At 43.0% G+C, this 23,691-nt stretch carries 25 protein-coding genes; 19 read left to right on the top strand and 6 right to left on the bottom strand.

The window, feature by feature from the left end; all coding sequences use genetic code 11:
- The first annotated feature begins 36 nt into the window (after positions 1-36).
- Positions 37-849 (top strand): 2-amino-4-hydroxy-6-hydroxymethyldihydropteridine diphosphokinase, encoded by an 813-nt coding sequence (gene folK, locus O3601_RS05805; protein WP_261025655.1) that lies wholly within the window; start codon positions 37-39, stop codon positions 847-849.
- 45 nt (positions 850-894) lie between these two features.
- Here folK and O3601_RS05800 read toward each other — a convergent pair whose 3' ends face one another.
- Positions 895-1,212 (bottom strand): DUF960 domain-containing protein, encoded by a 318-nt coding sequence (locus O3601_RS05800; protein WP_000886035.1) that lies wholly within the window; start codon positions 1,210-1,212, stop codon positions 895-897.
- A gap of 237 nt (positions 1,213-1,449) precedes the next feature.
- On the opposite strand from O3601_RS05800, the gene ccpA reads away from it, so the two are divergent.
- On the top strand, positions 1,450-2,460 hold the full coding sequence (ccpA, locus tag O3601_RS05795) for a catabolite control protein A (RefSeq protein WP_001090627.1): 1,011 nt from the start codon (positions 1,450-1,452) through the stop codon (positions 2,458-2,460).
- Positions 2,461-2,513: 53 nt separating this feature from the next.
- Here ccpA and O3601_RS05790 read toward each other — a convergent pair whose 3' ends face one another.
- Positions 2,514-3,476 (bottom strand): asparaginase, encoded by a 963-nt coding sequence (locus O3601_RS05790; protein ID WP_261025656.1) that lies wholly within the window; start codon positions 3,474-3,476, stop codon positions 2,514-2,516.
- Positions 3,477-3,541: 65 nt separating this feature from the next.
- Between O3601_RS05790 and O3601_RS05785 the strand changes: the two genes are divergently transcribed.
- Positions 3,542-4,930, top strand: a complete 1,389-nt coding sequence (locus O3601_RS05785) for a Cof-type HAD-IIB family hydrolase (protein ID WP_261040151.1) — start codon at positions 3,542-3,544, stop codon at positions 4,928-4,930.
- Positions 4,931-4,964: 34 nt separating this feature from the next.
- Here the strand turns inward: O3601_RS05785 and O3601_RS05780 are convergent, their stop codons facing one another.
- Positions 4,965-5,417, bottom strand: coding sequence for a universal stress protein (locus tag O3601_RS05780; protein WP_000079148.1), 453 nt, complete (start codon positions 5,415-5,417; stop codon positions 4,965-4,967).
- A gap of 161 nt (positions 5,418-5,578) precedes the next feature.
- On the opposite strand from O3601_RS05780, the gene O3601_RS05775 reads away from it, so the two are divergent.
- The 4 genes from O3601_RS05775 to O3601_RS05760 all read left to right on the top strand — a co-directional run bounded on the left by O3601_RS05775 (position 5,579) and on the right by O3601_RS05760 (position 9,643).
- Entirely contained in the window at positions 5,579-5,881 is a 303-nt protein-coding gene (locus O3601_RS05775; RefSeq protein ID WP_049524945.1) for a hypothetical protein, read from the top strand.
- Between the two features lie 156 nt (positions 5,882-6,037).
- Entirely contained in the window at positions 6,038-7,252 is a 1,215-nt protein-coding gene (locus O3601_RS05770; RefSeq protein WP_000666455.1) for a pyridoxal phosphate-dependent aminotransferase, read from the top strand.
- A 154-nt stretch (positions 7,253-7,406) separates the two neighbouring features.
- Entirely contained in the window at positions 7,407-7,541 is a 135-nt protein-coding gene (gene rpmH / locus O3601_RS05765; RefSeq protein WP_000831905.1) for a 50S ribosomal protein L34, read from the top strand.
- A gap of 137 nt (positions 7,542-7,678) precedes the next feature.
- Entirely contained in the window at positions 7,679-9,643 is a 1,965-nt protein-coding gene (locus tag O3601_RS05760; RefSeq protein WP_371471675.1) for a peptide ABC transporter substrate-binding protein, read from the top strand.
- Positions 9,644-9,734: 91 nt separating this feature from the next.
- Here O3601_RS05760 and O3601_RS05755 read toward each other — a convergent pair whose 3' ends face one another.
- Entirely contained in the window at positions 9,735-11,579 is a 1,845-nt protein-coding gene (locus O3601_RS05755; protein WP_371471674.1) for an APC family permease, read from the bottom strand.
- Between the two features lie 156 nt (positions 11,580-11,735).
- On the opposite strand from O3601_RS05755, the gene O3601_RS05750 reads away from it, so the two are divergent.
- The 11 genes from O3601_RS05750 to pflA all read left to right on the top strand — a co-directional run bounded on the left by O3601_RS05750 (position 11,736) and on the right by pflA (position 21,544).
- The gene (locus O3601_RS05750; protein ID WP_371471672.1) at positions 11,736-12,509 is read left to right on the top strand and encodes a TatD family hydrolase; all 774 of its coding nucleotides are present in this window, start codon (positions 11,736-11,738) and stop codon (positions 12,507-12,509) included.
- Positions 12,509-13,075, top strand: coding sequence for a ribonuclease M5 (rnmV, locus tag O3601_RS05745; RefSeq protein WP_371471670.1), 567 nt, complete (start codon positions 12,509-12,511; stop codon positions 13,073-13,075). Before O3601_RS05750 ends, rnmV begins: the two co-directional genes overlap by 1 nt.
- 65 nt (positions 13,076-13,140) lie before the next feature.
- A complete protein-coding gene (rsmA, locus tag O3601_RS05740) occupies positions 13,141-14,013 on the top strand; it encodes a 16S rRNA (adenine(1518)-N(6)/adenine(1519)-N(6))-dimethyltransferase RsmA (protein WP_371471669.1) in 873 nt (290 codons plus the stop codon).
- A gap of 1 nt (position 14,014) precedes the next feature.
- The gene (gene rsgA / locus O3601_RS05735; RefSeq protein ID WP_371471667.1) at positions 14,015-14,893 is read left to right on the top strand and encodes a ribosome small subunit-dependent GTPase A; all 879 of its coding nucleotides are present in this window, start codon (positions 14,015-14,017) and stop codon (positions 14,891-14,893) included.
- A 10-nt stretch (positions 14,894-14,903) separates the two neighbouring features.
- On the top strand, positions 14,904-15,560 hold the full coding sequence (rpe, locus tag O3601_RS05730) for a ribulose-phosphate 3-epimerase (RefSeq protein WP_371471666.1): 657 nt from the start codon (positions 14,904-14,906) through the stop codon (positions 15,558-15,560).
- On the top strand, positions 15,523-16,185 hold the full coding sequence (locus O3601_RS05725; protein WP_371471664.1) for a thiamine diphosphokinase: 663 nt from the start codon (positions 15,523-15,525) through the stop codon (positions 16,183-16,185). The genes rpe and O3601_RS05725 overlap by 38 nt, the downstream gene beginning before the upstream one ends.
- 1 nt (position 16,186) lies before the next feature.
- Entirely contained in the window at positions 16,187-17,443 is a 1,257-nt protein-coding gene (rmuC, locus tag O3601_RS05720; protein ID WP_371471663.1) for a DNA recombination protein RmuC, read from the top strand.
- Positions 17,433-18,374, top strand: a complete 942-nt coding sequence (locus O3601_RS05715; protein WP_153196520.1) for a 3'-5' exoribonuclease YhaM family protein — start codon at positions 17,433-17,435, stop codon at positions 18,372-18,374. The genes rmuC and O3601_RS05715 overlap by 11 nt, the downstream gene beginning before the upstream one ends.
- 105 nt (positions 18,375-18,479) lie before the next feature.
- A complete protein-coding gene (gene purR, locus O3601_RS05710; protein WP_023943469.1) occupies positions 18,480-19,307 on the top strand; it encodes a pur operon repressor in 828 nt (275 codons plus the stop codon).
- 66 nt (positions 19,308-19,373) lie between these two features.
- Entirely contained in the window at positions 19,374-20,624 is a 1,251-nt protein-coding gene (locus O3601_RS05705; RefSeq protein ID WP_371471660.1) for a diaminopimelate decarboxylase, read from the top strand.
- A gap of 125 nt (positions 20,625-20,749) precedes the next feature.
- Positions 20,750-21,544, top strand: coding sequence for a pyruvate formate-lyase-activating protein (pflA, locus tag O3601_RS05700; protein ID WP_371471658.1), 795 nt, complete (start codon positions 20,750-20,752; stop codon positions 21,542-21,544).
- A gap of 74 nt (positions 21,545-21,618) precedes the next feature.
- Here pflA and yidC read toward each other — a convergent pair whose 3' ends face one another.
- Together yidC and O3601_RS05690 are read right to left on the bottom strand one after the other, a co-directional pair.
- The gene (yidC, locus tag O3601_RS05695) at positions 21,619-22,545 is read right to left on the bottom strand and encodes a membrane protein insertase YidC (protein WP_371471655.1); all 927 of its coding nucleotides are present in this window, start codon (positions 22,543-22,545) and stop codon (positions 21,619-21,621) included.
- 77 nt (positions 22,546-22,622) lie between these two features.
- On the bottom strand, positions 22,623-22,901 hold the full coding sequence (locus O3601_RS05690) for an acylphosphatase (RefSeq protein WP_143952514.1): 279 nt from the start codon (positions 22,899-22,901) through the stop codon (positions 22,623-22,625).
- Positions 22,902-22,934: 33 nt separating this feature from the next.
- Between O3601_RS05690 and O3601_RS05685 the strand changes: the two genes are divergently transcribed.
- The gene (locus O3601_RS05685) at positions 22,935-23,675 is read left to right on the top strand and encodes a TrmH family RNA methyltransferase (protein ID WP_371471653.1); all 741 of its coding nucleotides are present in this window, start codon (positions 22,935-22,937) and stop codon (positions 23,673-23,675) included.
- Positions 23,676-23,691 lie beyond the last annotated feature (16 nt).

The following is a 23,691-nucleotide window of genomic DNA, read 5'->3' as shown; positions in this document are numbered from 1 at the left end:
TCCGCTTCAAGCGGATTTTTCTAGAAAGGAATCATTATGGATCAACTGCAGATTAAGGATTTGGAAATTTTTGCCTATCATGGTCTTTTTCCGAGTGAGAAAGAATTGGGGCAGAAGTTTGTCGTTTCAGCTATCCTATCCTATGATATGACCAAGGCGGCTACAGACTTGGATTTAACAGCCTCTGTCCATTACGGAGAACTGTGTCAGCAGTGGACGACTTGGTTTCAGGAAACAACTGAGGACTTGATTGAAACGGTAGCCTACAAACTGGTAGAACGTACCTTTGAAACTTATCCTCTTGTCCAAGAAATCAAGCTGGAACTGAAAAAACCTTGGGCGCCGGTTCATTTGCCACTAGATACTTGCTCAGTAACCATCCATCGCCGCAAGCAACGAGCCTTTATCGCTCTAGGAAGCAATATGGGAGATAAACAAGCAAACTTGAAACAAGCCATTGAGAAAATGCGAGCTCGAGGTATCCAAATTCTCAAAGAGTCCAGTGTCTTGACGACGGAGCCTTGGGGTGGTGTGGAGCAAGATAGCTTTGCTAATCAAGTGGTTGAGGTTGAAACCTGGTTGCCGGCCCCAGTTCTATTAGAGACCTTGTTAGCCATTGAGTCAGAGATGGGACGGGTGAGAGAAGTACATTGGGGGCCTCGTTTGATTGATTTGGACTTGCTCTTTGTAGAGGATCAGATTCTTTATACAGACGACCTCATCTTGCCTCATCCTTACATAGCGGAACGCCTTTTTGTCCTTGAGTCCTTACAGGAAATTGCGCCTCATTTTATCCATCCGACATTAAAGCAACCGATCCGCAACTTGTATAATGCTTTGAAAAAATAGAAAAAACTCTAGTTTTCAGTCGTTTGTAACTGAAGGCTAGAGTTTTTAAAATAGGTCATTTTCTTCTGGGAGGAGGATAGTCTCTCTACCGTCCATGTCTAAAACCAAGACTCTCGGGGGATAAAGAGGGTCGAAGGGATGGTTAAAATCAAAATCAATGGCTGTAGGGAGATGTTGACTTGAGAAGTGGAAGGTAATTTTTCCTTGGTTATTGAGCAATTGAAACTCGAGTTCTTCCTCCAATTCAAAGACATTTTTTAAGAAATGGTCGATGATATACCAAAAAGAGTCAATGACATCATCAGGCAAGCTGGTAACAATGCCAAAACTAGCTGACCGCATGTGGGTATTGGTAAAAGCCATATTTTTGCCCCCTTTCTTTTTCCTTATCATACAGCAAATAGGATTAAAAATCAAGAAAAGGTGATTTTTTCTTCATAAACATAGCTTCCTATGAAATTTTTTTCAAACAATCTTCAAAAAATACTTGAAAGTGTTTACAAATAGTGATAAAATGGAATAAGTGGAATCATGAAAACGAAATTTTCATACCGTCTCTTTTTGGGAGTCTCGTGAGGTATGATATAGAAAGGAAATGGAATGAATACAGACGATACAGTAACGATTTATGATGTCGCCCGTGAAGCAGGAGTTTCAATGGCGACGGTTAGCCGTGTAGTCAATGGCAATAAGAATGTAAAAGAGAATACTCGTAAAAAAGTGCTTGAGGTGATTGATCGTTTGGATTACCGTCCAAATGCTGTGGCGCGTGGTCTTGCAAGTAAAAAGACAACCACTGTCGGTGTGGTGATCCCAAATATTACCAATGGCTATTTCTCAACGCTTGCTAAAGGGATTGATGATATCGCTGAAATGTACAAGTACAATATCGTCCTTGCTAATAGTGATGAGGACGATGACAAGGAAGTTTCAGTTGTCAATACCCTGTTTTCTAAGCAAGTGGATGGTATCATCTTTATGGGCTATCACTTGACTGAAAAAATTCGTTCAGAGTTTTCTCGTTCTCGAACACCAGTTGTTCTTGCAGGAACTGTGGATGTAGAACATCAGCTTCCAAGTGTCAATATTGACTACAAACAAGCAACGATTGATGCAGTAACCTACCTTGCTAAAGAAAATGAGCGCATTGCTTTCGTTAGCGGTCCACTAGTGGATGATATCAATGGTAAGGTTCGTTTGGTTGGCTACAAGGAAGCCTTGAAAAAAGCAGGTATTTCTTATAGCGAAGGATTGGTATTTGAATCCAAATACACTTATGAAGACGGTTATGCCTTGGCAGAACGCTTGATTTCATCAAACGCAACTGCAGCAGTTGTAACAGGTGATGAATTGGCAGCAGGTGTCTTGAACGGCCTTGCTGATAAGGGTGTGTCTGTGCCAGAAGAGTTTGAAATCATTACTAGTGATGATTCACAAATCTCACGCTTTACCCGTCCAAACTTGACAACTATCGCCCAACCTCTTTATGACCTTGGTGCTATTAGCATGCGTATGTTGACTAAGATTATGCACAAGGAAGAGTTGGAAGAACGTGAAGTTCTCTTGCCTCATGGTTTGACAGAACGTCGTTCAACACGAAAACGTAAATAGAAAAAATCAGGGAATCGTGAAGATTTCCTGATTTTGCTTTCTGGAGAAGAGACTTACCCTTCCATATAGTCTTTCAAAGCCTGTCCTGTTAGTCCGGCATTGAGGGCAATGAGGAGTTTCAAGCGGGCTTTTTGGGCGTTGAGTTCTTTGACAAAGAAAACACCGGCCTTTTGCAACTGCACGCCCCCACCTTGGTAGGCATAAACAGGCTCAGCGATACCGTTAAAGCATCGTGAAACCAGGGCGACTGGGATTCCTTTTTGTAGAAGGCTTTCTAATTTTTGAGCCGTTTCTTTGGGAATATTACCAGCTCCGAAGGCTTGGATAATCAAACCGTCCAATTGTTCCAAATCCAGCATATCAATCAGCTCATCTGTCATACCAGCATAAGCAGAGATGATAGGGACTAAGCCTTGTATGTGATTAAGGTCAAAGCGAACACGAGGTTCAGCTGTTTTGAAGTAGAGGATTTCCCGCTTCGTAATCAGACCAAGTGGCCCATGTGTTGGGGTCTGGAAGGTGCCGACGTTGGTCGTATGCGTTTTGGTAACATACTTGGCAGCATGGATTTCATCGTTCATAACAACCAAAACCCCTTTGTCAGCAGCCCTGTCATCGCTAGCCACCCGTAAAGCACTCAGATAGTTATAAACACCGTCGCTGCCGAGTTCGTTAGAGCTACGCATGGCCCCTGTTAGAACGATAGGCATATGGGGAACTTCCATGGTATCAAGGAAATAGGCTGTTTCCTCTAAAGTATCGGTCCCGTGTGTGATTACCACTCCATCGTAGTTAGCAGCTTCCTCTTTAATTTTCTGGTAGAGGGCTAGCATATGCTTGGGTTTGATATGGGGGCTTGGCAGGTTAAAAAAGTCTAAGGCGTGGACTTGGATTCCTTCAAGTGGGTTGGACACATGGTTCATGGGATTATCTGAACTCGTCACAACAGCGCCAGAAGCATCGGCCTGCATGGAAATAGTCCCTCCCGTATGTAAAACAAGGATTTTCTTAGGCATGATTTACTCACTCTTTCTGAAATGTGGTATAATCATTGTATCACAAAAGGGGAGATTGGGATAGGATGGAAGTCAAAGCTGTTTTTTTTGATATCGATGGAACCTTGGTCAACGATCGCAAGAGTGTTTTGAAATCCACTAAGGACGCGATTAAGATTGTCAAAGAACAAGGGGTGCTTGTCGGTGTAGCGACAGGACGAGGACCTTTTTTTGTTAAGGAATTGATGGACGATTTGGACCTAGATTTTGCGGTAACCTACAATGGCCAGTATATCTTTACTAAAGACAGAGTCTTGTTCACGAGCCCAATTTCCAAGTTACATTTGCGTCAGCTTATTACGTATGCTAAAAAAGAGGGCAAGGAGATTGCATTAGGGACCAAGGATGCCATGTTGGGTTCCAAAATCATGTCCTTTGGTTTGGGTTCTTTTTCCCAACGAATCAGTCGCTTCATTCCCTCTGTTTTAACTCGAACAGTGAGTCATTCCTTTAATCGTATGGTCAGCAAGGTTGTTCCCCAAAAGGAAGAAGACCTGCTTCATCTGATGAATCAGCCTATCTACCAAGTTTTGATGCTGATGACACCGGAAGAATCTGAGAAGGCGGCAGCTGATTTTGAAGACTTGAAATTGACACGTAGCAATCCTTTTGCAGCGGATGTCATCAATCAAGGAAACTCTAAATTGGAAGGTATACGTCGAGTCGGAAAAGAATATGGCTTTGACCTCAACCAAGTCATGGCTTTTGGTGACTCAGATAACGACCTAGAAATGCTGGCGGGTGTCGGTATGTCGGTCGCTATGGGAAATGGTAGTAGCAGTGTCAAGGAAGTTGCCAAGCACATCACTACCAGCAATCAGCAAGACGGAATCCACAAGGCCCTGGAACATTTTGGTGTTCTGTCCTCAGAAAAAGTCTTTGTCAGCCGTGACTATCATTTCAATAAGGTCAAGACCTTCCACCACATGATGGATGAACGAACCCAAGAAGAACCTCGAGCTTGGGATTTAGAAGGTGCAACCCACAGGGCTGGCTTTAAAATAGAAGAATTGGTGGAGTTTGTTAGAGCTGCCAGTCCTTCTGAAGAGGACTTTGGTCAAGCTCTATCGCAACTTCATCAAGCTCTTGATAAGGCAGCAGATAAAGTAGCCAAGAAGACGCCTGCCCAGCAAGATTTGATAGGGCAAGTGGATGCCTTGATTGACACGCTTTACTTCACCTACGGTAGTTTTGTCTTGATGGGAGTGGATCCAGAACGTATTTTTGATATCGTTCATCAGGCCAATATGGGGAAAATTTTTCCAGATGGCAAGGCTCATTTTGATCCAGTGACCCATAAAATCTTAAAACCAGATGATTGGGAAGAAAAATATGCTCCAGAACCTGCTATTAAAAAGGAACTGCAGCGTCAGCTCAAGGCTTATGAACGCCATAAAGAGAGAAACAAAAAGTAAATAAAAAGGAGCGCTGAGCTCCTTTTCTTCGTGATTATAAGGTTTTTTCTTGTTCTCTCACCACCAGCAAATCAACCTTAGCATGGCGGAGGATGTATTCAGATGAAGAGCCGACCAAGAGGCGTTCAAAGGCGTTGAGACCAGTTGCGCCAACGAGGATGAGGTCCACTTCTTCAGCATCGGGAATAGTACGTGCCAGTAGGGTCTTTGGATTTCCCATTTCAATGACGATATGAACATCTGCCACACCAGCATCTTTAGCACGTTTTTCGTACTCTTTCATCAGACTTTCAGCGTCGACTTGGAGTTCTTCATAAACTTCAGCATCAAAGGTGGATACGCTTTGGAGAGCGCGTGTGTCAATGACATGTGCGATGGTGAGTTTAGCGTCGTTTCGTAGAGCAGAATGAACTCCCTTGACAAAAGCCAAGTCCGCTTCTTTAGAACCATCGATTGCGACCATGATATTTTGGTAACGTTGTGCCATAATGAAACCTCCTGAAATTTTCTTACTATAATTGTAAACCTTTTCACTATAGAAGTAAAGCAAAAAAAGTATTTTTTAAAAGAATGTTAGCACTTAAAATCTATATAAATATATGATAAAATAAAAGAAAGGATAGCAGGAAAGAAGTGAAGGGAGGGAGAATGATGAAAAACTCTTTTCAAGAAACAAAAAAATCAAATTTCCTTTATTATGGAATTATCCTAGTGTCAGTCTTGGTAGAAGTTATCATGATCTGGCAATTAGAGAGTCTGGTACCGTTTCTTTATCCAGGTTTTATCGGATTTTTAGTCTTTCATGTACTCTACCATCTAATCTTATTCCTAGTTGCAAAACGAAGTGGGCGTTGGGATTACTTGATGATATGGGGACTCTTCCTCATGTTCAATCTTCTCTATGACTCTTTTCTAGGCTTGCTTTTTCTAGGTTTATCTTTTGGTATGTGATATGTCTTTCGCAAAACACCTGCTATCTCCCCTGTCTTGACCTCGCTTTTAGCGAGGCTTTTCTTCTATAGGATTTTAGTAACACATTTCAGTAAACTTGTCGCATTTTCTTTCTAGTGGTATAATGTTACTATCCTGATGAATTGAGGAAACAAGATGAAAGAATATAACAAGTCTAGTAAGTTAGAACATGTTGCTTATGATATCCGTGGTCCTGTTTTGGAAGAAGCTATGCGGATGCGAGCAAACGGAGAAAAGATTTTACGTCTGAATACAGGAAATCCAGCAGAATTTGGCTTTACAGCGCCAGATGAGGTCATTCATGACTTGATTATGAATGCGCGTGATAGTGAAGGATATTCTGATTCCAAGGGGATTTTCTCAGCCCGTAAAGCCATCATGCAGTATTGCCAGCTGAAGAAATTCCCAAATGTGGATATTGATGATATTTACCTTGGAAATGGTGTCAGTGAGCTGATTGTTATGTCCATGCAGGGGCTTTTGGACAACGGAGATGAGGTCTTGGTGCCAATGCCAGACTATCCTCTCTGGACAGCAGCTGTCAGCCTAGCTGGAGGAAATGCCGTTCACTATATCTGTGATGAAGCTGCAGAATGGTATCCAGATATTGACGATATCAAGTCAAAAATCACTTCCAATACCAAGGCAATCGTCCTTATCAATCCAAACAACCCAACTGGAGCCCTTTATCCTAAGGAACTCTTGTTGGAGATTATTGAGATTGCCCGTCAAAACGATTTGATTATCTTTGCGGATGAAATTTACGACCGCATGGTCATGGATGGACATGTGCATACGCCTGTGGCGAGCTTGGCACCAGATGTCTTCTGTGTTAGCATGAATGGTCTGTCAAAATCTCATCGTATCGCTGGTTTCCGCGTGGGTTGGATGGTCTTGTCTGGTCCTAAGACACATGTTAAAGGCTATATCGAAGGGCTCAATATGCTATCCAATATGCGCCTTTGCTCTAACGTTTTGGCCCAACAAGTCGTACAAACTTCCTTGGGTGGTCACCAATCAGTCGATGAATTACTTCTTCCTGGTGGACGAATTTATGAGCAAAGAAATTTCATTTATAATGCCATTCAAGATATTCCAGGTTTGTCTGCTGTTAAACCCAAGGCTGGACTCTATATCTTCCCTAAAATCGACCGCAATATGTACCGTATCGATGATGATGAGCAGTTTGTTCTTGATTTCTTGAAGCAGGAAAAGGTTCTCTTGGTTCATGGTCGAGGCTTTAACTGGCAGGAACCAGACCACTTCCGTATCGTTTACCTTCCTCGTGTTGATGAATTAGCCCAAATCCAAGAAAAAATGACTCGTTTCTTGAAACAGTATCGTAGATAGGGCTTACATTCGAAAAAGCGCTAAAAAGCAGGAAACATTTGCCTAGAGCTATTGACAAAAGTGAAAGAATCAGATAGAATAGTAAAGTATGTTTAGTAACTGATCACTTTATAGCCGGCTAAACGAATACAAAATCTATGAGGAGGTATTCATCGTGAAACGTACTTATCAACCAAGTAAACTTCGTCGTGCGCGCAAACACGGATTCCGTAACCGTATGTCAACTAAAAACGGTCGTCGCGTATTGGCAGCTCGTCGTCGTAAAGGACGCAAAGTTTTGGCTGCATAATCCAAACGAACTATATCAAAAATCAGTAGGAACTCGAGTCTACTGATTTTTATTTTTGTAAAAAAGTACAAAAGGCTTTATATTTTTGCTCAAATGGTGTATAATATTTCACATACTGTAAAAAATGGAGAATAATCATGAAGAAATCAAAAGTTATGCTTTTTGGAGCTATGGCTTTGACAGCGGGTCTAGCTCTAGCGGCATGTGGGTCTTCCCAATCAAGCAATGCAGACAAGACTTACTCTTATATCTTTGTCAATAACCCAGATACCTTGGATTACATTACCTCTACACGAGACTCTACATCTAGTATCACAACTAACTTGATTGATGGTTTGTTGGAAAATGACCAGTATGGCAATCTCATTCCATCTATGGCTGAGTCATGGACTGTGTCAAAAGATGGTTTGACTTACACTTATAAAATTCGTCAGGGAGCTAAATGGTACACTTCGGAAGGAGAAGAGTATGCGGATGTAACGGCTCATGACTTTGTGACAGGTCTCAAGTATGCGGCTGATAAAAAAGCTGAAAACTTGTACTTGGTACAAGACTCTATCAAGGGGCTAGCAGACTATGTTGAAGGGAAAACATCCGATTTTGGAACTGTTGGTGTGAAGGCAGTGGATGATTACACCCTCCAATACACCCTCATCCAACCTGAGACTTATTGGAACTCTAAAACAACAGCAAGTATTCTTAGTCCTGTAAATGAAGCCTTCTTGAAGTCTAAGGGAGATGACTTTGGAAGTGTGACACCATCAAGTATCTTGTCAAATGGTCCTTACTTGTTTAAGTCCTTCACCTCAAAATCTTTGATTGAATTTGACAAAAACCCTAATTACTGGGATAAGGACAATGTCAAAATCGAGAAAGTGAAACTTTCATTCTTTGATGGTTCTGACCAAGACAGCATTGCTAGAGGTTTCTTGGATGGTAACTATACAGATGGTCGTATTTTCCCAACCAGCTCAGTCTTTGCTGAACTCAAGAAGGGAAATGAGGACAAGATTACCTATACACCACAAAACTCAGTTACCTTCTACTATCTTTTCAACGTCAATCGCCAAAGCTACAAGCAGACTATGAAACAGTCTGATAAGGAAAAGACAGATGCACGCGCAGCTATGCAGAATAAAGATTTCCGTCAGGCTATCAACTTTGCCTTTGACCGTCATGCTTATGCAGCGCAGACAAATGGTGAAGATGGAGCAGACCGTATTTTGCGTAACACGATTACACCAAGTAACTTTGTCCAAGTTGGAGATAAGAACTTCGGTGATATTGTCAATGAAAAAATTGTCAACTACGGTAAAGATTGGGCAAATATCAACCTAAACGATGGTAAGCAAGCTTTCTTGAACCCTGACAAGGCCAAAGAGAAATTTGCTAAGGCTAAAGAAAGTCTGCAAGCTCAGGGAGTAACCTTCCCAATTCATTTGGATATGCCAGTTGACCAGACTGCTAAGTTAGATGTGCAACAGGCTGGTTCTTTCAAGCAAACAGTAGAAGCCACTCTTGGTAAGGAGAATGTAGTTATCGATGTTATCCAACTTTCTCCAGATGAAAAAGATCAGGCAACCTACTTTGCAGATACAGCAGAACAAAAAGACTACGATATCGACATCTCAGGATGGGGTGGAGACTACTCAGATCCGAAGACTTACCTAGCTATCCTTGATCCAGAGACAGGTTCTCAGTTGAAAAACATGGGCTTGTCTGAAGGAAAAGACAAGGAAGTTAAGGATAAGATTGGTCTTTCTGACTACAAGAAACTCTTGGATCAGGCAGATGCTGAAATCACAGATACTAATGCTCGCTATGAAAAATATGCTGACGCCCAAGCTTGGTTGACAGATAGCGCCCTCTTCCTACCAGTTCAAAGTGGCGGAGCCAACCCAATCTTCCGTAAGACTGTACCGTTTACAGGCCCATTCTCATTTGTTGGTCATAAAGGAAATGCTGACAACTATAAATATGTTGAACTGCAAAAAGAGCCAGTAACTGCTAAACAGTACCAAGAACTCTATGAAAAATGGCTGAAAGAAAAAGCTGAGTCAAATAAAAAAGCTCAGGAAGATTTAGCTAACCACATTCAATAGTATTCCTAGTCATGCTTTTCGGTTAAACCTAGTGACTGGATTCAGAAAAAGGCCTTACCAGACGCTTTTTGGTTCTGGTGGGGCCTTTTCTTTATTCTTTTAAGTGATATGAGTAGCTAGCGACAACGACGTCTTGGTGCCAACGGAGTGCATATTTGAGTTTGAGACTCATCTGATTGTGTAGAATATTTTGCCAAGGTTTATTGGGGATAAACTGGGGTACCAGAACAGTGACTGTATAGTTATTTTTCTGGGCATCCTCAGAGATTCGTTTGACATACTTGACAGTAGGCGTGATGATGTCGCGGTAGCTGGTCTTGATGTTCTTCAGAGTAATGGTTGGGAAGTAATCGGCAAATTCTTGGAGAATTTCTTGGTCTTTCTCTGCTGTTTCCTTAGTAGAAATGTGCATGGCTAGGACTTCATCTCCGATACTTTGAGCGTAGTTTATGGCTCCGACGCTGACTCGAGTGACATTTCCTACTAGGACCAGGACCAGATTGCCATCGTAAGTACGTTTTTCGATTCCTTCATAGAGTCGCAGTTGTTGGGCTACTTTTTGGTAATGACTGTGAATTGCCAAGAAGAGTAGGGTGAGTACGAGAATAATCGGGAAGAAAGGCCAGATATCACTGAGACGGAATAAGAGCAGGATTAGCACAATAGCGTAGCAAATGATTGCCCCAAGGATATTGGCAAGAGCAGGTTTTAAGAAGTTTGCTCCTTTTTCCTTTTTCCAATGACGAATCATCCCAGTCTGAGATAGGGCGAAGGGAACGAAGACCCCGATAGTATAAAGGGGAATCAAACGTTCGGTATTCCCATTAAAAATGAGAAGAAGAATCATAGCCCCAAATGCCAGAGTTAAAATTCCATTAGAGTAGCCTAGGCGGTCTCCTTTTTCCATAAAGAGATGGGGCATGTATTTGTTTTTAGCCATATTATAAGCCAGCATAGGAAAGGCTGAAAAGCCAGTATTTGCAGCTACGGCCAAAATCAAGGCTGTGGAGAATTGGAAGATATAATACCCAAGGTGACCTAAGAAGGAAGTGCCAAGGATGCCTTGAGCCATCTGTGAAAGAATAGTTTCTCCGTGTTGAGGCAGAATCCCCATCCAGTAGTTTAGGAAGGTGATACCAGCAAAAAGGAAACCTAAAATCAGTGACATAATGGTCAAGGTTTGAGCGGCATTCTTTTCTTTTGGAGCCTTGAAAAAGGGAACGGCATTTGAAATAGCCTCAACCCCTGTCAGAGAGGCAGAACCACTGGTAAAGGCTCTTAGAATGAGAACGATAGACAGACTCGGTACAGCATGCCCGATAGGAGAAGTTGCCTGATAGCTGAGAGTCCCTGTCATTAGTTGAAAGATTCCATAGAGTAAGAGAAAGACAGTGCTGATGATAAAGAGATAGACAGGAATCATCAGTGAACTAGCAGATTCTTTCAACCCTCGTAAGTTCAAGAGCATGAGCAAGCAAACCAGAAAAATGGAGATGTGAAGGTTGTAAGGGTGGAGGACAGGGAGAGCCGCTGTGATAGCGTCCGCTCCAGATGAAACAGATACCGCTACGGTCAGCATATAGTCAACCAGAAGACTACCTCCAGCGATCAAGCCAAGTTCGGGAGATAGATTTTCTCGGGTAACCATATAGGCCCCTCCTCCTTGAGGATAGGCATGGATGATTTGACGGTAGGAAACGGTCAGGCTGGCCAGAAGTAGGAGGACAAAAAGTCCGATAGGAAGGCTCCACCATATAGCAAGAGGAGAGAGACTAGCCAAGACGAGGACTACTTGCTCAGGCCCATAGGCAATGGAAGATAGAGCGTCGCTTGATAACATGGCCAAGGCCTGCATTTTTCCCAGCAGATCTCCCTCGCCTTCTGTTAAGGACTTAAGAGGACGGCCTATAAAGGTCTGTTTTAATTTTGTAAACATGGTATTTTCCTTTTCTGAAAATTTCAATAAGTGCTATTATACTGCTTTGAAAAAATAGCGTCAAGAGACGACAATAGATTTTAGAATATTTTGTACAGATGAGGAGAGAGGTCAGTTTTTTGGTATAATAGAATATAGAAAACGAGGTTAGAAGAGATGATTTTTGATACACATACACACTTGAATGTGGAAGAATTTGCAGGTCGTGAGGCAGAAGAAATTACCCTGGCTGCTGAGATGGGTGTGACACAGATGAATATTGTTGGTTTTGATAAACCGACGATTGAGCGTGCCTTGGAGTTGGTAGATGAGTATGACCAGCTCTATGCGACAATCGGTTGGCATCCTACAGAAGCTGGGACTTATACAGAGGAGATTGAAGCCTACTTGCTTGACAAGCTCAAGCATCCCAAGGTTGTGGCTTTAGGTGAAATTGGTTTAGACTACCATTGGATGACAGCGCCAAAAGAGGTGCAGGAGCATGTTTTTCGCCGTCAGATTCAGCTATCTAAGGACTTGGATTTGCCTTTTGTTGTCCATACCCGTGATGCGTTGGAAGATACTTATGAGATTATCAAAAGTGAGGGCGTTGGTCCTCGAGGTGGCATCATGCATTCTTTCTCAGGAACTCTTGAATGGGCAGAGAAGTTTGTCGAGCTTGGTATGATCATTTCCTTCTCAGGAGTGGTGACTTTTAAGAAGGCCACCGATATCCAAGAGGCGGCTAGAGAACTTCCTTTGGACAAGATTTTGGTGGAGACGGATGCGCCTTACTTGGCTCCTGTTCCTAAACGTGGTCGCGAAAACAAAACAGCCTATACTCGCTATGTAGTGGACTTTATCGCCGACTTGCGTGGTATAACGACAGAAGAGCTAGCGGCAGCAACGACTGCAAATGCAGAGCGAATTTTTGGATTGGACAGCAAGTAATGAAAGAAAAAATTTCTCAAGTTATCGTGGTTGAAGGTCGCGATGATACGGCCAATCTCAAACGTTATTTCGATGTAGAGACCTATGAGACACGAGGTTCTGCCATCAATGAGCAAGATATTGCACGTATTCAGCGTCTACATGAGCTTCATGGAGTCATTGTCTTTACAGACCCAGATTTTAATGGGGAGCGGATTCGTCGTATGATTATGACGGCCATTCCAACAGTTCAGCATGTCTTTCTCAAGCGAGATGAAGCTGTTCCTAAGTCCAAAACCAAGGGGCGTTCTCTGGGAATCGAGCATGCTGGCTATGAAGATTTGAAAATAGCTCTAGCTCAGGTGACAGAACAATTTGAAAACGAGAATGAGTTTGACATCAGTCGTAGCGACTTGATTCGCCTTGGTTTTCTAGCAGGGGCAGACAGCCGTAAGCGCAGAGAATATCTAGGAGAGGCTCTCCGAATCGGCTATTCCAACGGCAAGCAACTCCTCAAACGCCTAGAGTTGTTTGGGGTCACCTTGGCGGAAGTGGAAGAAGCTATGAAATCTTATGAGAACAGCTAAGCAGACCCCAAAATACAAGGGGAATGTGTTACAATAGTAGTAACAGATAATAGAAAAGAGAATAGATGAGAATTGCAGATTATAGCGTGACCAAGGCAGTGCTGGAGCGTCACGGTTTTACCTTTAAAAAATCCTTTGGGCAAAATTTTTTGACGGATACCAATATCCTACAAAAAATCGTGGATACGGCTGAGATTGATGACCAGGTCAATGTTATCGAAATCGGGCCAGGTATTGGTGCTTTGACGGAGTTTTTGGCAGAGCGTGCAGCAGAGGTCATGGCCTTTGAGATTGACCACCGTTTGGTGCCGATTTTGGCGGACACCTTGCGTGATTTTGATAATGTAACCGTAGTTAACGAGGACATTCTTAAGGTTGACTTGGCGCAACATATCCAGAATTTTAAAAATCCTGACCTGCCAATCAAGGTAGTGGCTAACTTGCCCTACTACATCACGACGCCTATTCTCATGTACTTGATTGAAAGTGGGATTCCTTTTAGTGAGTTTGTCGTCATGATGCAAAAAGAAGTGGCAGACCGCATTTCCGCTCAACCAAATACCAAGGCATATGGCAGTTTGTCAATCGCTGTGCAGTATTACATGACTGCTAAGGTTGCCTTCATCGTGCCTCGTACGGTCTTTGTGCCAGCGCCAAATGTGGATTCGGCCATCTTGAAAATGGTGCGTCGTCCAGAACCAGCCGTAGCAGTGGAAGACGAGAACTTCTTCTTTAAGGTTTCCAAGGCTAGTTTTACCCATCGCCGCAAGACCTTGTGGAATAACTTGACAGGCTACTTTGGCAAGACTGAAGAAATTAAGGATAAATTGACTAAAGCTCTAGACCAAGCAGGCTTGTCACCAAGTGTACGTGGGGAAGCTCTCAGCTTGGCAGAGTTTGCTAGCCTAGCAGACGCGCTAAAAGGGCAAGGACTCTAAGATGCAGGGACAAATCATTAAAGCCTTGGCTGGGTTCTACTATGTAGAGAGTGATGACCAAGTCTATCAAACACGGGCGCGTGGGAATTTCCGTAAAAAAGGCCATACTCCCTACGTTGGAGATTTGGTCGACTTTTCTGCCGAGGAAAATTCAGAGGGCTATATCCTCAAGATTCACGAACGGAAAAATAGTCTGGTCCGTCCGCCTATTGTCAATATTGACCAAGCTGTGGTGATCATGTCTGTCAAGGAACCGGACTTCAACAGCAATTTGCTGGATCGGTTCTTAGTTCTTTTGGAGCACAAGGGTATTCATCCCATCGTCTATATTTCCAAAATGGATTTGTTGGAAGATAGGGAAGAACTGGATTTTTATGAACAGACTTATGGTGACATCGGCTATGACTTTGTGACCAGTAAAGAAGAACTCTTGCCTTTGTTAACAGGAAAGGTTACAGTCTTTATGGGGCAGACGGGTGTTGGGAAGTCAACGCTTCTCAATAAAATCGCACCAAACCTCAATCTTGAAACAGGAGAAATCTCAGACAGTCTGGGTCGCGGGCGCCATACCACTCGAGCTGTTAGTTTTTACAACCTTAATGGGGGTAAAATCGCAGATACACCAGGTTTTTCATCTCTGGATTATGAAGTGTCAACAGCAGAAGATCTCAATCAAGCCTTTCCAGAGATTGCTAGTGTTAGCCGAGACTGCAAATTCCGCACTTGTACCCATACCCATGAGCCAGCTTGCGCGGTTAAGCCTGCTATAGAAGAAGGGACCATTGCCACCTTCCGTTTTGACAACTACCTGCAATTCCTCAGTGAAATTGAAAATCGCAGAGAAACCTATAAAAAGGTCAGCAAAAAAATTCCAAAATAAGGAGAAACCTATGTCTCAATACAAGATTGCTCCGTCAATTCTGGCAGCAGATTATGCCAACTTTGAACGTGAAATCAAACGTCTAGAAGCAACTGGGGCGGAGTATGCCCATATCGATATCATGGATGGTCATTTTGTACCGCAAATCAGTTTTGGTGCGGGTGTGGTCGAGAGTCTTCGTCCTCATAGCAAGATGGTCTTTGACTGCCACTTGATGGTCTCCAATCCTGAACATCATCTAGAGGACTTTGCGCGTGCAGGTGCGGATATTATCAGTATCCATGTAGAAGCAACGTCTCATATTCATGGTGCTCTCCAAAAAATTCGTTCACTCGGTGTCAAGCCATCAGTTGTTATCAATCCTGGCACACCAGTTGAAGCTATCAAGCACGTCCTTTACCTAGTTGACCAAGTCTTAGTCATGACAGTTAACCCTGGCTTCGGTGGGCAAGCCTTTCTACCAGAGACCATGGCTAAGGTTCGTGAGTTGGTTGCTCTTCGTGAGGAAAAAGGCTTGAACTTTGAAATCGAAGTGGATGGCGGGATTGATGATCAAACTATTGCCCAAGCCAAAGAAGCTGGTGCGACCGTTTTTGTAGCAGGTTCCTATGTCTTTAAGGGAGATGTCAATGAGCGAGTACAAACTCTCAGAAAACAACTGGACTAGGGTTGCCGTTTTTGCAGGAGGAGACCGCGGTCACTACCGAACAGACTTTGATTGCTTTGTCGGTGTGGATCGAGGTTCGCTTTGGGTCTTGGAGGAAGACATTCCTCTTGCTCTAGCGGTTGGAGATTTTGATTCTGTAACCGCAGAAGAGCGTCAGTTGATTCAAAAACGTGCCCAGTATTTTGTCCAAGCCCGACCAGAAAAAGATGATACCGATTTGGAATTGGCTCTTTTAACCATTTTTGAGCAAAATCCTCAGGCTCAGGTCACTATTTTCGGTGCTTTGGGTGGCCGTATTGATCATATGCTGGCCAATGTCTTTCTACCTAGCAATCCCAAGTTGGCCCCCTATATGCGCCAGATAGCGATTGAAGATGGACAAAACTTGATTACTTATTGTCCAGAAGGAACCAGTCAGCTAGAACCTCGTTCAGACTATGACTATCTAGCCTTTATGCCAGTTCGGGATAGTCAGCTGACCATTCTTGGTGCCAAGTATGAGTTGACAGAGGAGAATTTTTTCTTTAAAAAAGTGTACGCTTCTAACGAATATATAGATAGGGAAGTTTCAGTGACTTGCCCAGATGGCTATGTGGTCGTGCTACATAGTAAGGACAGGAGGTAGGATGGAAAGTTTACTTGTTCTATTATTGATTGTCAACCTAGCTGGCCTCTTTCTGATTTGGCAGAGGCAGGATAAACAGGAAAAACATCTAGCCAAGAGCTTGGAGGATCAGGCAGATCACTTGTCAGACCAGTTGGATTACCGTTTTGAACAAGCCAGACAAGCCAGTCAGTTAGATCAGAAAGACTTGGAAGTAGCTGTCAGCGACCGTTTGCAAGAAGTTCGAATGGAATTGCACCAAGGTCTGACTCAGGTCCGTCAAGAAATGACAGATAATCTCCTCCAAACCAGAGATAAGACCGACCAACGTCTCCAATCCTTGCAGGAATCAAATGAGCAACGTCTAGAACAAATGCGCCAAACGGTCGAGGAAAAGTTAGAAAAGACCTTGCAGACACGCTTGCAGGCTTCCTTTGAGACAGTTTCCAAACAACTGGAGTCGGTCAATCGTGGCCTTGGAGAAATGCAGACAGTTGCCCGTGATGTTGGCGCCCTCAACAAGGTTCTCTCTGGAACTAAAACGCGAGGGATTCTGGGAGAATTGCAACTGGGGCAAATCATCGAGGATATCATGACCCCTGCCCAGTATGAACGAGAATTCGCAACAGTTGAAAACTCTAGCGAGCGAGTGGAGTATGCCATCAAGCTGCCTGGACAAGGCGACCAGGAATACGTCTATCTGCCAATTGACTCTAAGTTTCCACTGGCAGATTATTACCGCCTAGAAGAAGCCTATGAAGTAGGTGACAAGGATGAAATCGAACGCTGTCGTAAGTCGCTCCTAGCAAGTGTCAAGCGTTTTGCTAAGGATATTAGGAACAAGTACATAGCACCACCTCGGACGACCAATTTTGGAGTTTTGTTTGTTCCGACAGAAGGGCTCTACTCAGAAATCGTCCGCAATCCTGTCTTCTTTGATGATTTGAGACGGGAGGAGCAGATTATTGTTGCAGGTCCAAGTACCCTATCAGCTCTTCTTAACTCCCTATCGGTTGGTTTCAAAACCCTCAATATCCAAAAGAGTGCCGACCATATCAGCAAAACGCTTGCCAGCGTCAAGACCGAGTTTGGCAAGTTTGGTGGCATTCTGGTCAAGGCACAAAAACATCTCCAACATGCCTCTGGCAATATTGATGAACTATTAAACCGTCGCACCACAGCTATCGAGCGGACGCTCCGTCACATTGAGTTATCAGAAGGTGAGCCTGCGCTTGATCTACTCCATTTCCAAGAAAATGAGGAAGAATATGAAGATTAGTCACATGAAAAAAGATGAGCTGTTTGAAGGATTTTACCTAATCAAATCAGCTGACCTGAGGCAAACTCGAGCTGGGAAAAACTACCTAGCCTTTACCTTCCAAGATGATAGTGGCGAGATTGATGGGAAGCTCTGGGATGCCCAACCTCATAACATTGAGGCCTTTACTGCAGGTAAGGTTGTCCACATGAAAGGGCGCCGAGAAGTTTATAACAACACCCCTCAAGTCAATCAAATTACTCTCCGCCTGCCTCAACCTGGCGAACCCAATGATCCAGCTGATTTCAAGGTCAAGTCACCAGTTGATGTCAAGGAAATCCGTGACTACATGTCGCAAATGATTTTTAAAATTGAAAATCCTGTCTGGCAAAGAATTGTCCGAAATCTTTACACCAAGTACGATAAGGAATTCTATTCTTATCCAGCTGCTAAGACCAACCACCATGCCTTTGAAACGGGCTTGGCCTATCATACAGCGACCATGGTGCGCTTGGCCGATGCCATTAGCGAGATCTATCCTCAGCTCAATAAGAGCCTGCTCTATGCGGGGATTATGTTGCATGATTTGGCGAAGGTCATTGAGTTGACGGGACCAGACCAGACTGAGTATACAGTGCGAGGCAATCTCCTTGGGCATATTGCTTTGATTGATAGCGAAATTACTAAAACAGTTATGGAACTCGGCATCGATGATACCAAGGAAGAAGTCGTTCTGCTTCGTCACGTCATCCTCAGTCATCATGGCTTGCTTGAGTATGGAAGCCCAGTCCGTCCACGCATTATGGAAGCAGAGATTATCCATATGATTGACAATCTGGATGCTAGCATGATGATGATGTCAACAGCTCTTGCTTTGGTGGATAAGGGAGAGATGACCAATAAAATCTTTGCAATGGACAATCGTTCCTTCTATAAACCAGATTTAGATTAATAATTTAAGAAAAATGAGCATTTTTTAGGATAAGAATGTTCGTTTTTTTATGTGAATATGGTATAATAGATAAAATATCAAAATTAAATGAAGTGGGAAATAGAAATGAAATTAAGAAGAAGTGATCGGATGGTTGTCATTTCCAACTATTTGATTAATAATCCTTATAAACTAACTAGTCTCAATACTTTTGCTGAAAAGTATGAATCTGCTAAATCATCCATCTCAGAAGATATCGTGATTATCAAACGTGCCTTTGAGGAAATCGAAATTGGTCACATCCAGACTGTAACTGGGGCTGGCGGAGGTGTTATCTTTACACCGTCTATTTCGAGTCAGGATGCTAAGGAAATGGTTGAAGACTTGCGTGCCAAGTTGTCAGAAAGTGACCGTATCTTGCCAGGTGGTTATATCTACCTGTCTGATTTGCTTAGCACACCAGCTATCTTGAAAAATATTGGTCGCATTATTGCCAAGAGCTTTATGGACCAAAAAATTGATGCGGTTATGACAGTAGCGACTAAGGGTGTTCCACTTGCAAATGCAGTTGCCAATGTCCTCAATGTTCCTTTTGTTATTGTGCGCCGTGACCTGAAAATTACCGAAGGTTCAACTGTCAGCGTCAACTATGTATCAGGTTCAAGTGGTGACCGTATTGAGAAAATGTTCCTTTCAAAACGTAGTCTCAAGGCAGGAAGCCGTGTCTTGATTGTGGACGACTTCTTGAAAGGTGGCGGAACTGTCAATGGGATGATCAGTCTCTTGCGTGAGTTTGATTCGGAATTGGCAGGTGTAGCAGTCTTTGCGGACAATGCCCAAGAAGAACGTGAAAAGCAGTTTGATTACAAGTCACTCTTGAAGGTAACCAATATTGATGTCAAGAACCAAGCCATCGATGTTGAGGTTGGCAATATCTTTGACGAAGATAAATAAGAGATAGAACTAAAGGTTGGAACGATTGTCCCAGCCTTTCTTTGCAAATAGAATAGAAGGAAAATTATGAAAACACCATTTATCAATAAAGAAGACTTAGAAGCGATTGTTGTCGAGTTCCCAACTCCCTTTCACTTGTATGATGAGAAGGGAATTCGTGAAAAGGCAAGAGCCGTCAACCAAGCATTTTCGTGGAACAAGGGCTTTAAGGAATATTTTGCAGTTAAGGCTACTCCAACCCCAGCTATTTTAAAAATTCTTCAAGAGGAAGGCTGCGGTGTGGATTGCTCTAGTTATGTAGAACTTTTGATGAGTCATAAACTGAATTTCCCTGGTTCTGAGATTATGTTCTCTTCAAACAACACGCCAGACAAGGAATACGCCTATGCACGTGAATTGGGTGCGACCATTAACTTGGATGCCTTTGAAGATATTGAACATCTAGAGCGTGCAGCAGGCATTCCAGAAATTATCTCTTGTCGTTATAATCCTGGAGGCGTTTTTGAACTGGGGACAGACATCATGGACAATCCTGGAGAAGCCAAGTTTGGTATGACCAAGGACCAGCTCTTTGAAGCCTTTGCCATTTTGAAGGAAAAAGGAGCCAAGACTTTTGGTATTCACTCCTTCCTAGCATCTAATACCGTCACACATCTCTATTATCCAGAGTTGGCTCGTCAGCTTTTTGAATTGGCTGTTGAAATCAAGGAAAAGTTGGGCATTTCGCTAGACTTTATCAATCTTTCTGGCGGTATTGGTGTCAACTATCGTCCAGACCAGGAGCCAAATGATATTGCCTTGATTGGTGAGGGAGTTCGTAAGGTGTATGAAGAGGTCCTTATGCCAGCAGGTCTTGGTCAGGTTAAGATTTTCACCGAATTGGGTCGTTTTATGTTGGCACCTCACGGTGCTTTGGTCACAAGAGTGACTCATAAGAAGGAAACCTACCGTACCTATCTGGGTGTGGATGCATCAGCAGTCAACCTCATGCGTCCAGCTATGTATGGAGCCTACCATCATATTACTAACGTGACCCATCCAGATGGACCAGCTGAAGTGGTAGATGTGGTTGGTTCACTCTGTGAAAACAATGATAAATTTGCAGTTAATCGCGAACTGCCTCATACAGAAATCGGTGATTTGCTGGTCATTCATGATACAGGTGCACATGGTTTTTCAATGGGCTACCAGTACAACGCCAAACTTCGTTCTGCGGAAATCCTCTATACCGAAGAAGGTAAAGCCCGCCAAATCCGCCGTGCAGAGCGCCCTGAGGACTACTTTGCAACCTTGTATGGCTTTGATTTTGAAGAATAAAATGATAATTCATTGAAAATGAAATTGAAAAACAGATTGCTTTCTAAAAAATAGGCAAAAATCTTGTTTTTCCTTCAAGTCGTGATATAATAAAACTATAAAACGTTTTCAAGGAAGGTAACGATATGTCTGAAGAAACAATTGATTATGGACAAGTGACAGGAATGGTGCATTCGACAGAAAGTTTTGGGGCGGTAGATGGCCCTGGTATTCGCTTTATTGTCTTTTTGCAGGGCTGTCACATGCGTTGCCAGTATTGCCACAACCCAGACACTTGGGCTATGGAGTCCAATAAGTCACGTGAACGGACGGTAGATGATGTCTTGGCAGAGGCCTTGCGCTACCGCGGTTTCTGGGGAAATAAGGGCGGTATTACAGTCAGTGGAGGAGAAGCCCTCCTGCAGATTGATTTCCTAATTGCCCTCTTTACCAAGGCTAAGGAACAAGGAATCCACTGTACCTTGGATACCTGTGCACTGCCTTTCCGTAATAAACCACGTTACCTTGAAAAGTTTGACAAACTCATGGCCGTCACTGACTTGGTTCTCTTGGATATCAAGGAAATCAACGAAGAACAGCACAAGATTGTCACTAGCCAAACCAATAAAAATATCTTGGCTTGTGCCCAGTATCTATCAGATATTGGAAAACCTGTCTGGATTCGCCACGTGCTAGTTCCAGGATTGACAGACAGAGATGATGACTTGATTGAACTTGGTAAGTTCGTCAAGACCCTCAAAAATGTTGATAAGTTTGAAATTTTGCCTTATCACACCATGGGTGAGTTCAAATGGCGTGAATTGGGAATTCCATATTCACTCGAAGGGGTCAAACCTCCAACAGCAGACCGCGTCAAGAACGCTAAAAAACTCATGGATACCGAAAGTTATCAAGACTATATGAAACGTGTACATGGATAAAAAAGAAGCCTGATGGAAACATCGGGCTTTTGACTTGCAAAAAGACTTAGCAAATCAGCTAAGCCTTTTTCTTCTTATCTCGAACGTTGTTTTCCAGCGTTGCGATTTTTGTGTTTTTTCTTGCTTGTGATAGCAGTTGGTTGTTCAGGGGTAACGTCTTTTCGTCCACTTGGTTTAGAGAAAGCACTTGCTTTTGGTGGGTTCTTGGCTAGTTCTTCACGGACTTTTTTGCGAAGTTTTGGACGAACGATATAGTTGACGATAAACTGTTGGAGAATCATCATGAAACCACCGACAACCCAATAAAGTGTGACACTAGCTGGTGAGATGAGGGAGAAGCCGGCAATCATGACTGGGCTCACGTAAGACATTTTCTTGATTTGATCTCTTTGCGTTTCATCTTCTACTCCGTGAAGTGAAAGGAGTGATTGAAGATAGTAAAGGACACCAGCGCAGGCAGCTAAAATCATACTTGGAGAGCCTAGAGGAATGCCTAGGTAGCTTGCTTGAGCAACACCTTCAGTATGTTGGGCAGCAAAGTAAATTGCAGAGAAGAAAGGCATTTGAAGGAGGATAGGGAAACATCCTACACCACCAAACATGCTGATGCCGTGCTCTTTTTGAGCGGCAAAGAGAGCTTGTTGGGCTTCGAGTTTTTCTTCTTGAGTTGTTGCTTCCTTGAGACGTGTTTGGTGTGGCTCAAGGACGTGCTTGAGGGCGTTCATCTTTTCAGAGTGAAGCGTTGCCTTCCATGATTGGTAGATACCAAGTGGCAAGATAATCAAGCGCACGATAATGGTTACGATGATGATAGCGATACCGAAGCCTAGACCTTTATCAGTAGCGAAGTACTTGATAGCTTCAGCCATAGGCGCTCCGATCGTATTCCAAATAAATCCTATTGGCTTTCCTGTGGCTTTATCGACGCTAACACAGCCAGTCAAGACTAGCAACATAGCCACTCCCATAGCCGAGAGTGCAAAACGTTTAATAGATTTCACTGTTTTTATTCCTTCTTTAAAAATTATACCTTTCTATTCTACTGTTTTTTTACAAAATATACAATAGTTCTAGAGACCTAATTTGCGATTTTAAAGTCAGGGTAGGGAGGAAAGTTGCTCAGTTGGACATCTAAGTAACTGACTTTTGAAAAAGGTGTGGGTCCTTTTCGGATTTCTTGGATAAATTTCGCCATGGTAGCAGATGAGTCTGCTTGGGCTAAGATTTCCACTGTGCCATCGTCGTTATTCCATACCCGACCTGTGATGCCACCAATTTCAAGTGCCAAGCTGTAAACACCCCAACGAAAGCCGACTCCTTGCACCCTACCTTGGGCAATCATTCTAACCTTTTGCATACCAAACCCCTTTGATTGTGTTATAATATTTCTATGACTATTATAACCTCAAAAGCTAATTCTGTGGTAAAAAATGCCAAGAAATTACACCAAAAAAAATACCGCAAGTCTGCTTATTTGATTGAAGGCTGGCACTTGTTTGAAGAAGCTGTTCAAGCTGGAGTGACGATTGAGAAAATCTTTGCCCTAGAAAATTACCGAGATCAGTTAGCTGCTTTTCCGCAAACTGTCTGGGTTTCAGAGGATATTTTGCTAGATTTGGCGGATTCTCAGACTCCACAGGGAATTGTTGCGGTGGTTCAAAAAGAAGAAGTAGGACAAGTTGATTTTAGTCAGGGTAAGTTCTTGTTTTTGGAAGATGTGCAAGATCCTGGTAATGTGGGAACTATCATTCGAACTGCGGATGCAGCAGGTTTTACTGGAGTAATTGTTTCAGATAAATCGGCAGATATCTACAGTCTCAAGACCTTACGTTCCATGCAAGGCAGTCATTTCCATCTGCCTATTTACCGGATGTCTAGTCAAAGGCTTCTCGAGGAAGCAAAAGAGGCAGCTATCCCTGTGCTAGCAACAACCCTATCTAAAGATTCTGTTGATTACAGAGAACTGCCTCCTATAGAAAATTTTGTACTAGTCATGGGAAATGAGGGGCAAGGAATTAGTTCCCTCATGGCTGAAAGTGCAGACCAGTTGGTCCACATTAGTATGAAGGGGCAGGCGGAGAGTTTGAATGTTGCCGTTGCAGCTGGTATTTTAATTTTCCATTTAAGCTAATTTTAACTTTCTTTGT

It is taken from the genome of Streptococcus sp. 20925_1_69, from assembly GCF_041432365.1.
In the GTDB taxonomy this organism is placed as follows: Bacteria; Bacillota; Bacilli; order Lactobacillales; family Streptococcaceae; genus Streptococcus.
This window is presented reverse-complemented; position numbering and strand designations above follow the sequence as displayed.

Excerpts from the sequence above, each read along its gene's own strand:
- folK (WP_261025655.1), top strand. The coding sequence starts at position 37 with ATGGATCAACTGCAGATTAAGGATTTGGAAATTTTTGCCTATCATGGT.
- O3601_RS05800 (WP_000886035.1), bottom strand. The coding sequence starts at position 1,212 with ATGGCTTTTACCAATACCCACATGCGGTCAGCTAGTTTTGGCATTGTT.
- ccpA (WP_001090627.1), top strand. The coding sequence starts at position 1,450 with ATGAATACAGACGATACAGTAACGATTTATGATGTCGCCCGTGAAGCA.
- O3601_RS05790 (WP_261025656.1), bottom strand. The coding sequence starts at position 3,476 with ATGCCTAAGAAAATCCTTGTTTTACATACGGGAGGGACTATTTCCATG.
- O3601_RS05785 (WP_261040151.1), top strand. The coding sequence starts at position 3,542 with ATGGAAGTCAAAGCTGTTTTTTTTGATATCGATGGAACCTTGGTCAAC.
- O3601_RS05780 (WP_000079148.1), bottom strand. The coding sequence starts at position 5,417 with ATGGCACAACGTTACCAAAATATCATGGTCGCAATCGATGGTTCTAAA.
- O3601_RS05775 (WP_049524945.1), top strand. The coding sequence starts at position 5,579 with ATGATGAAAAACTCTTTTCAAGAAACAAAAAAATCAAATTTCCTTTAT.
- O3601_RS05770 (WP_000666455.1), top strand. The coding sequence starts at position 6,038 with ATGAAAGAATATAACAAGTCTAGTAAGTTAGAACATGTTGCTTATGAT.
- O3601_RS05760 (WP_371471675.1), top strand. The coding sequence starts at position 7,679 with ATGAAGAAATCAAAAGTTATGCTTTTTGGAGCTATGGCTTTGACAGCG.
- O3601_RS05755 (WP_371471674.1), bottom strand. The coding sequence starts at position 11,579 with ATGTTTACAAAATTAAAACAGACCTTTATAGGCCGTCCTCTTAAGTCC.
- O3601_RS05750 (WP_371471672.1), top strand. The coding sequence starts at position 11,736 with ATGATTTTTGATACACATACACACTTGAATGTGGAAGAATTTGCAGGT.
- rnmV (WP_371471670.1), top strand. The coding sequence starts at position 12,509 with ATGAAAGAAAAAATTTCTCAAGTTATCGTGGTTGAAGGTCGCGATGAT.
- rsmA (WP_371471669.1), top strand. The coding sequence starts at position 13,141 with ATGAGAATTGCAGATTATAGCGTGACCAAGGCAGTGCTGGAGCGTCAC.
- rsgA (WP_371471667.1), top strand. The coding sequence starts at position 14,015 with ATGCAGGGACAAATCATTAAAGCCTTGGCTGGGTTCTACTATGTAGAG.
- rpe (WP_371471666.1), top strand. The coding sequence starts at position 14,904 with ATGTCTCAATACAAGATTGCTCCGTCAATTCTGGCAGCAGATTATGCC.
- O3601_RS05725 (WP_371471664.1), top strand. The coding sequence starts at position 15,523 with ATGAGCGAGTACAAACTCTCAGAAAACAACTGGACTAGGGTTGCCGTT.
- rmuC (WP_371471663.1), top strand. The coding sequence starts at position 16,187 with ATGGAAAGTTTACTTGTTCTATTATTGATTGTCAACCTAGCTGGCCTC.
- O3601_RS05715 (WP_153196520.1), top strand. The coding sequence starts at position 17,433 with ATGAAGATTAGTCACATGAAAAAAGATGAGCTGTTTGAAGGATTTTAC.
- purR (WP_023943469.1), top strand. The coding sequence starts at position 18,480 with ATGAAATTAAGAAGAAGTGATCGGATGGTTGTCATTTCCAACTATTTG.
- O3601_RS05705 (WP_371471660.1), top strand. The coding sequence starts at position 19,374 with ATGAAAACACCATTTATCAATAAAGAAGACTTAGAAGCGATTGTTGTC.
- pflA (WP_371471658.1), top strand. The coding sequence starts at position 20,750 with ATGTCTGAAGAAACAATTGATTATGGACAAGTGACAGGAATGGTGCAT.
- O3601_RS05690 (WP_143952514.1), bottom strand. The coding sequence starts at position 22,901 with ATGCAAAAGGTTAGAATGATTGCCCAAGGTAGGGTGCAAGGAGTCGGC.
- O3601_RS05685 (WP_371471653.1), top strand. The coding sequence starts at position 22,935 with ATGACTATTATAACCTCAAAAGCTAATTCTGTGGTAAAAAATGCCAAG.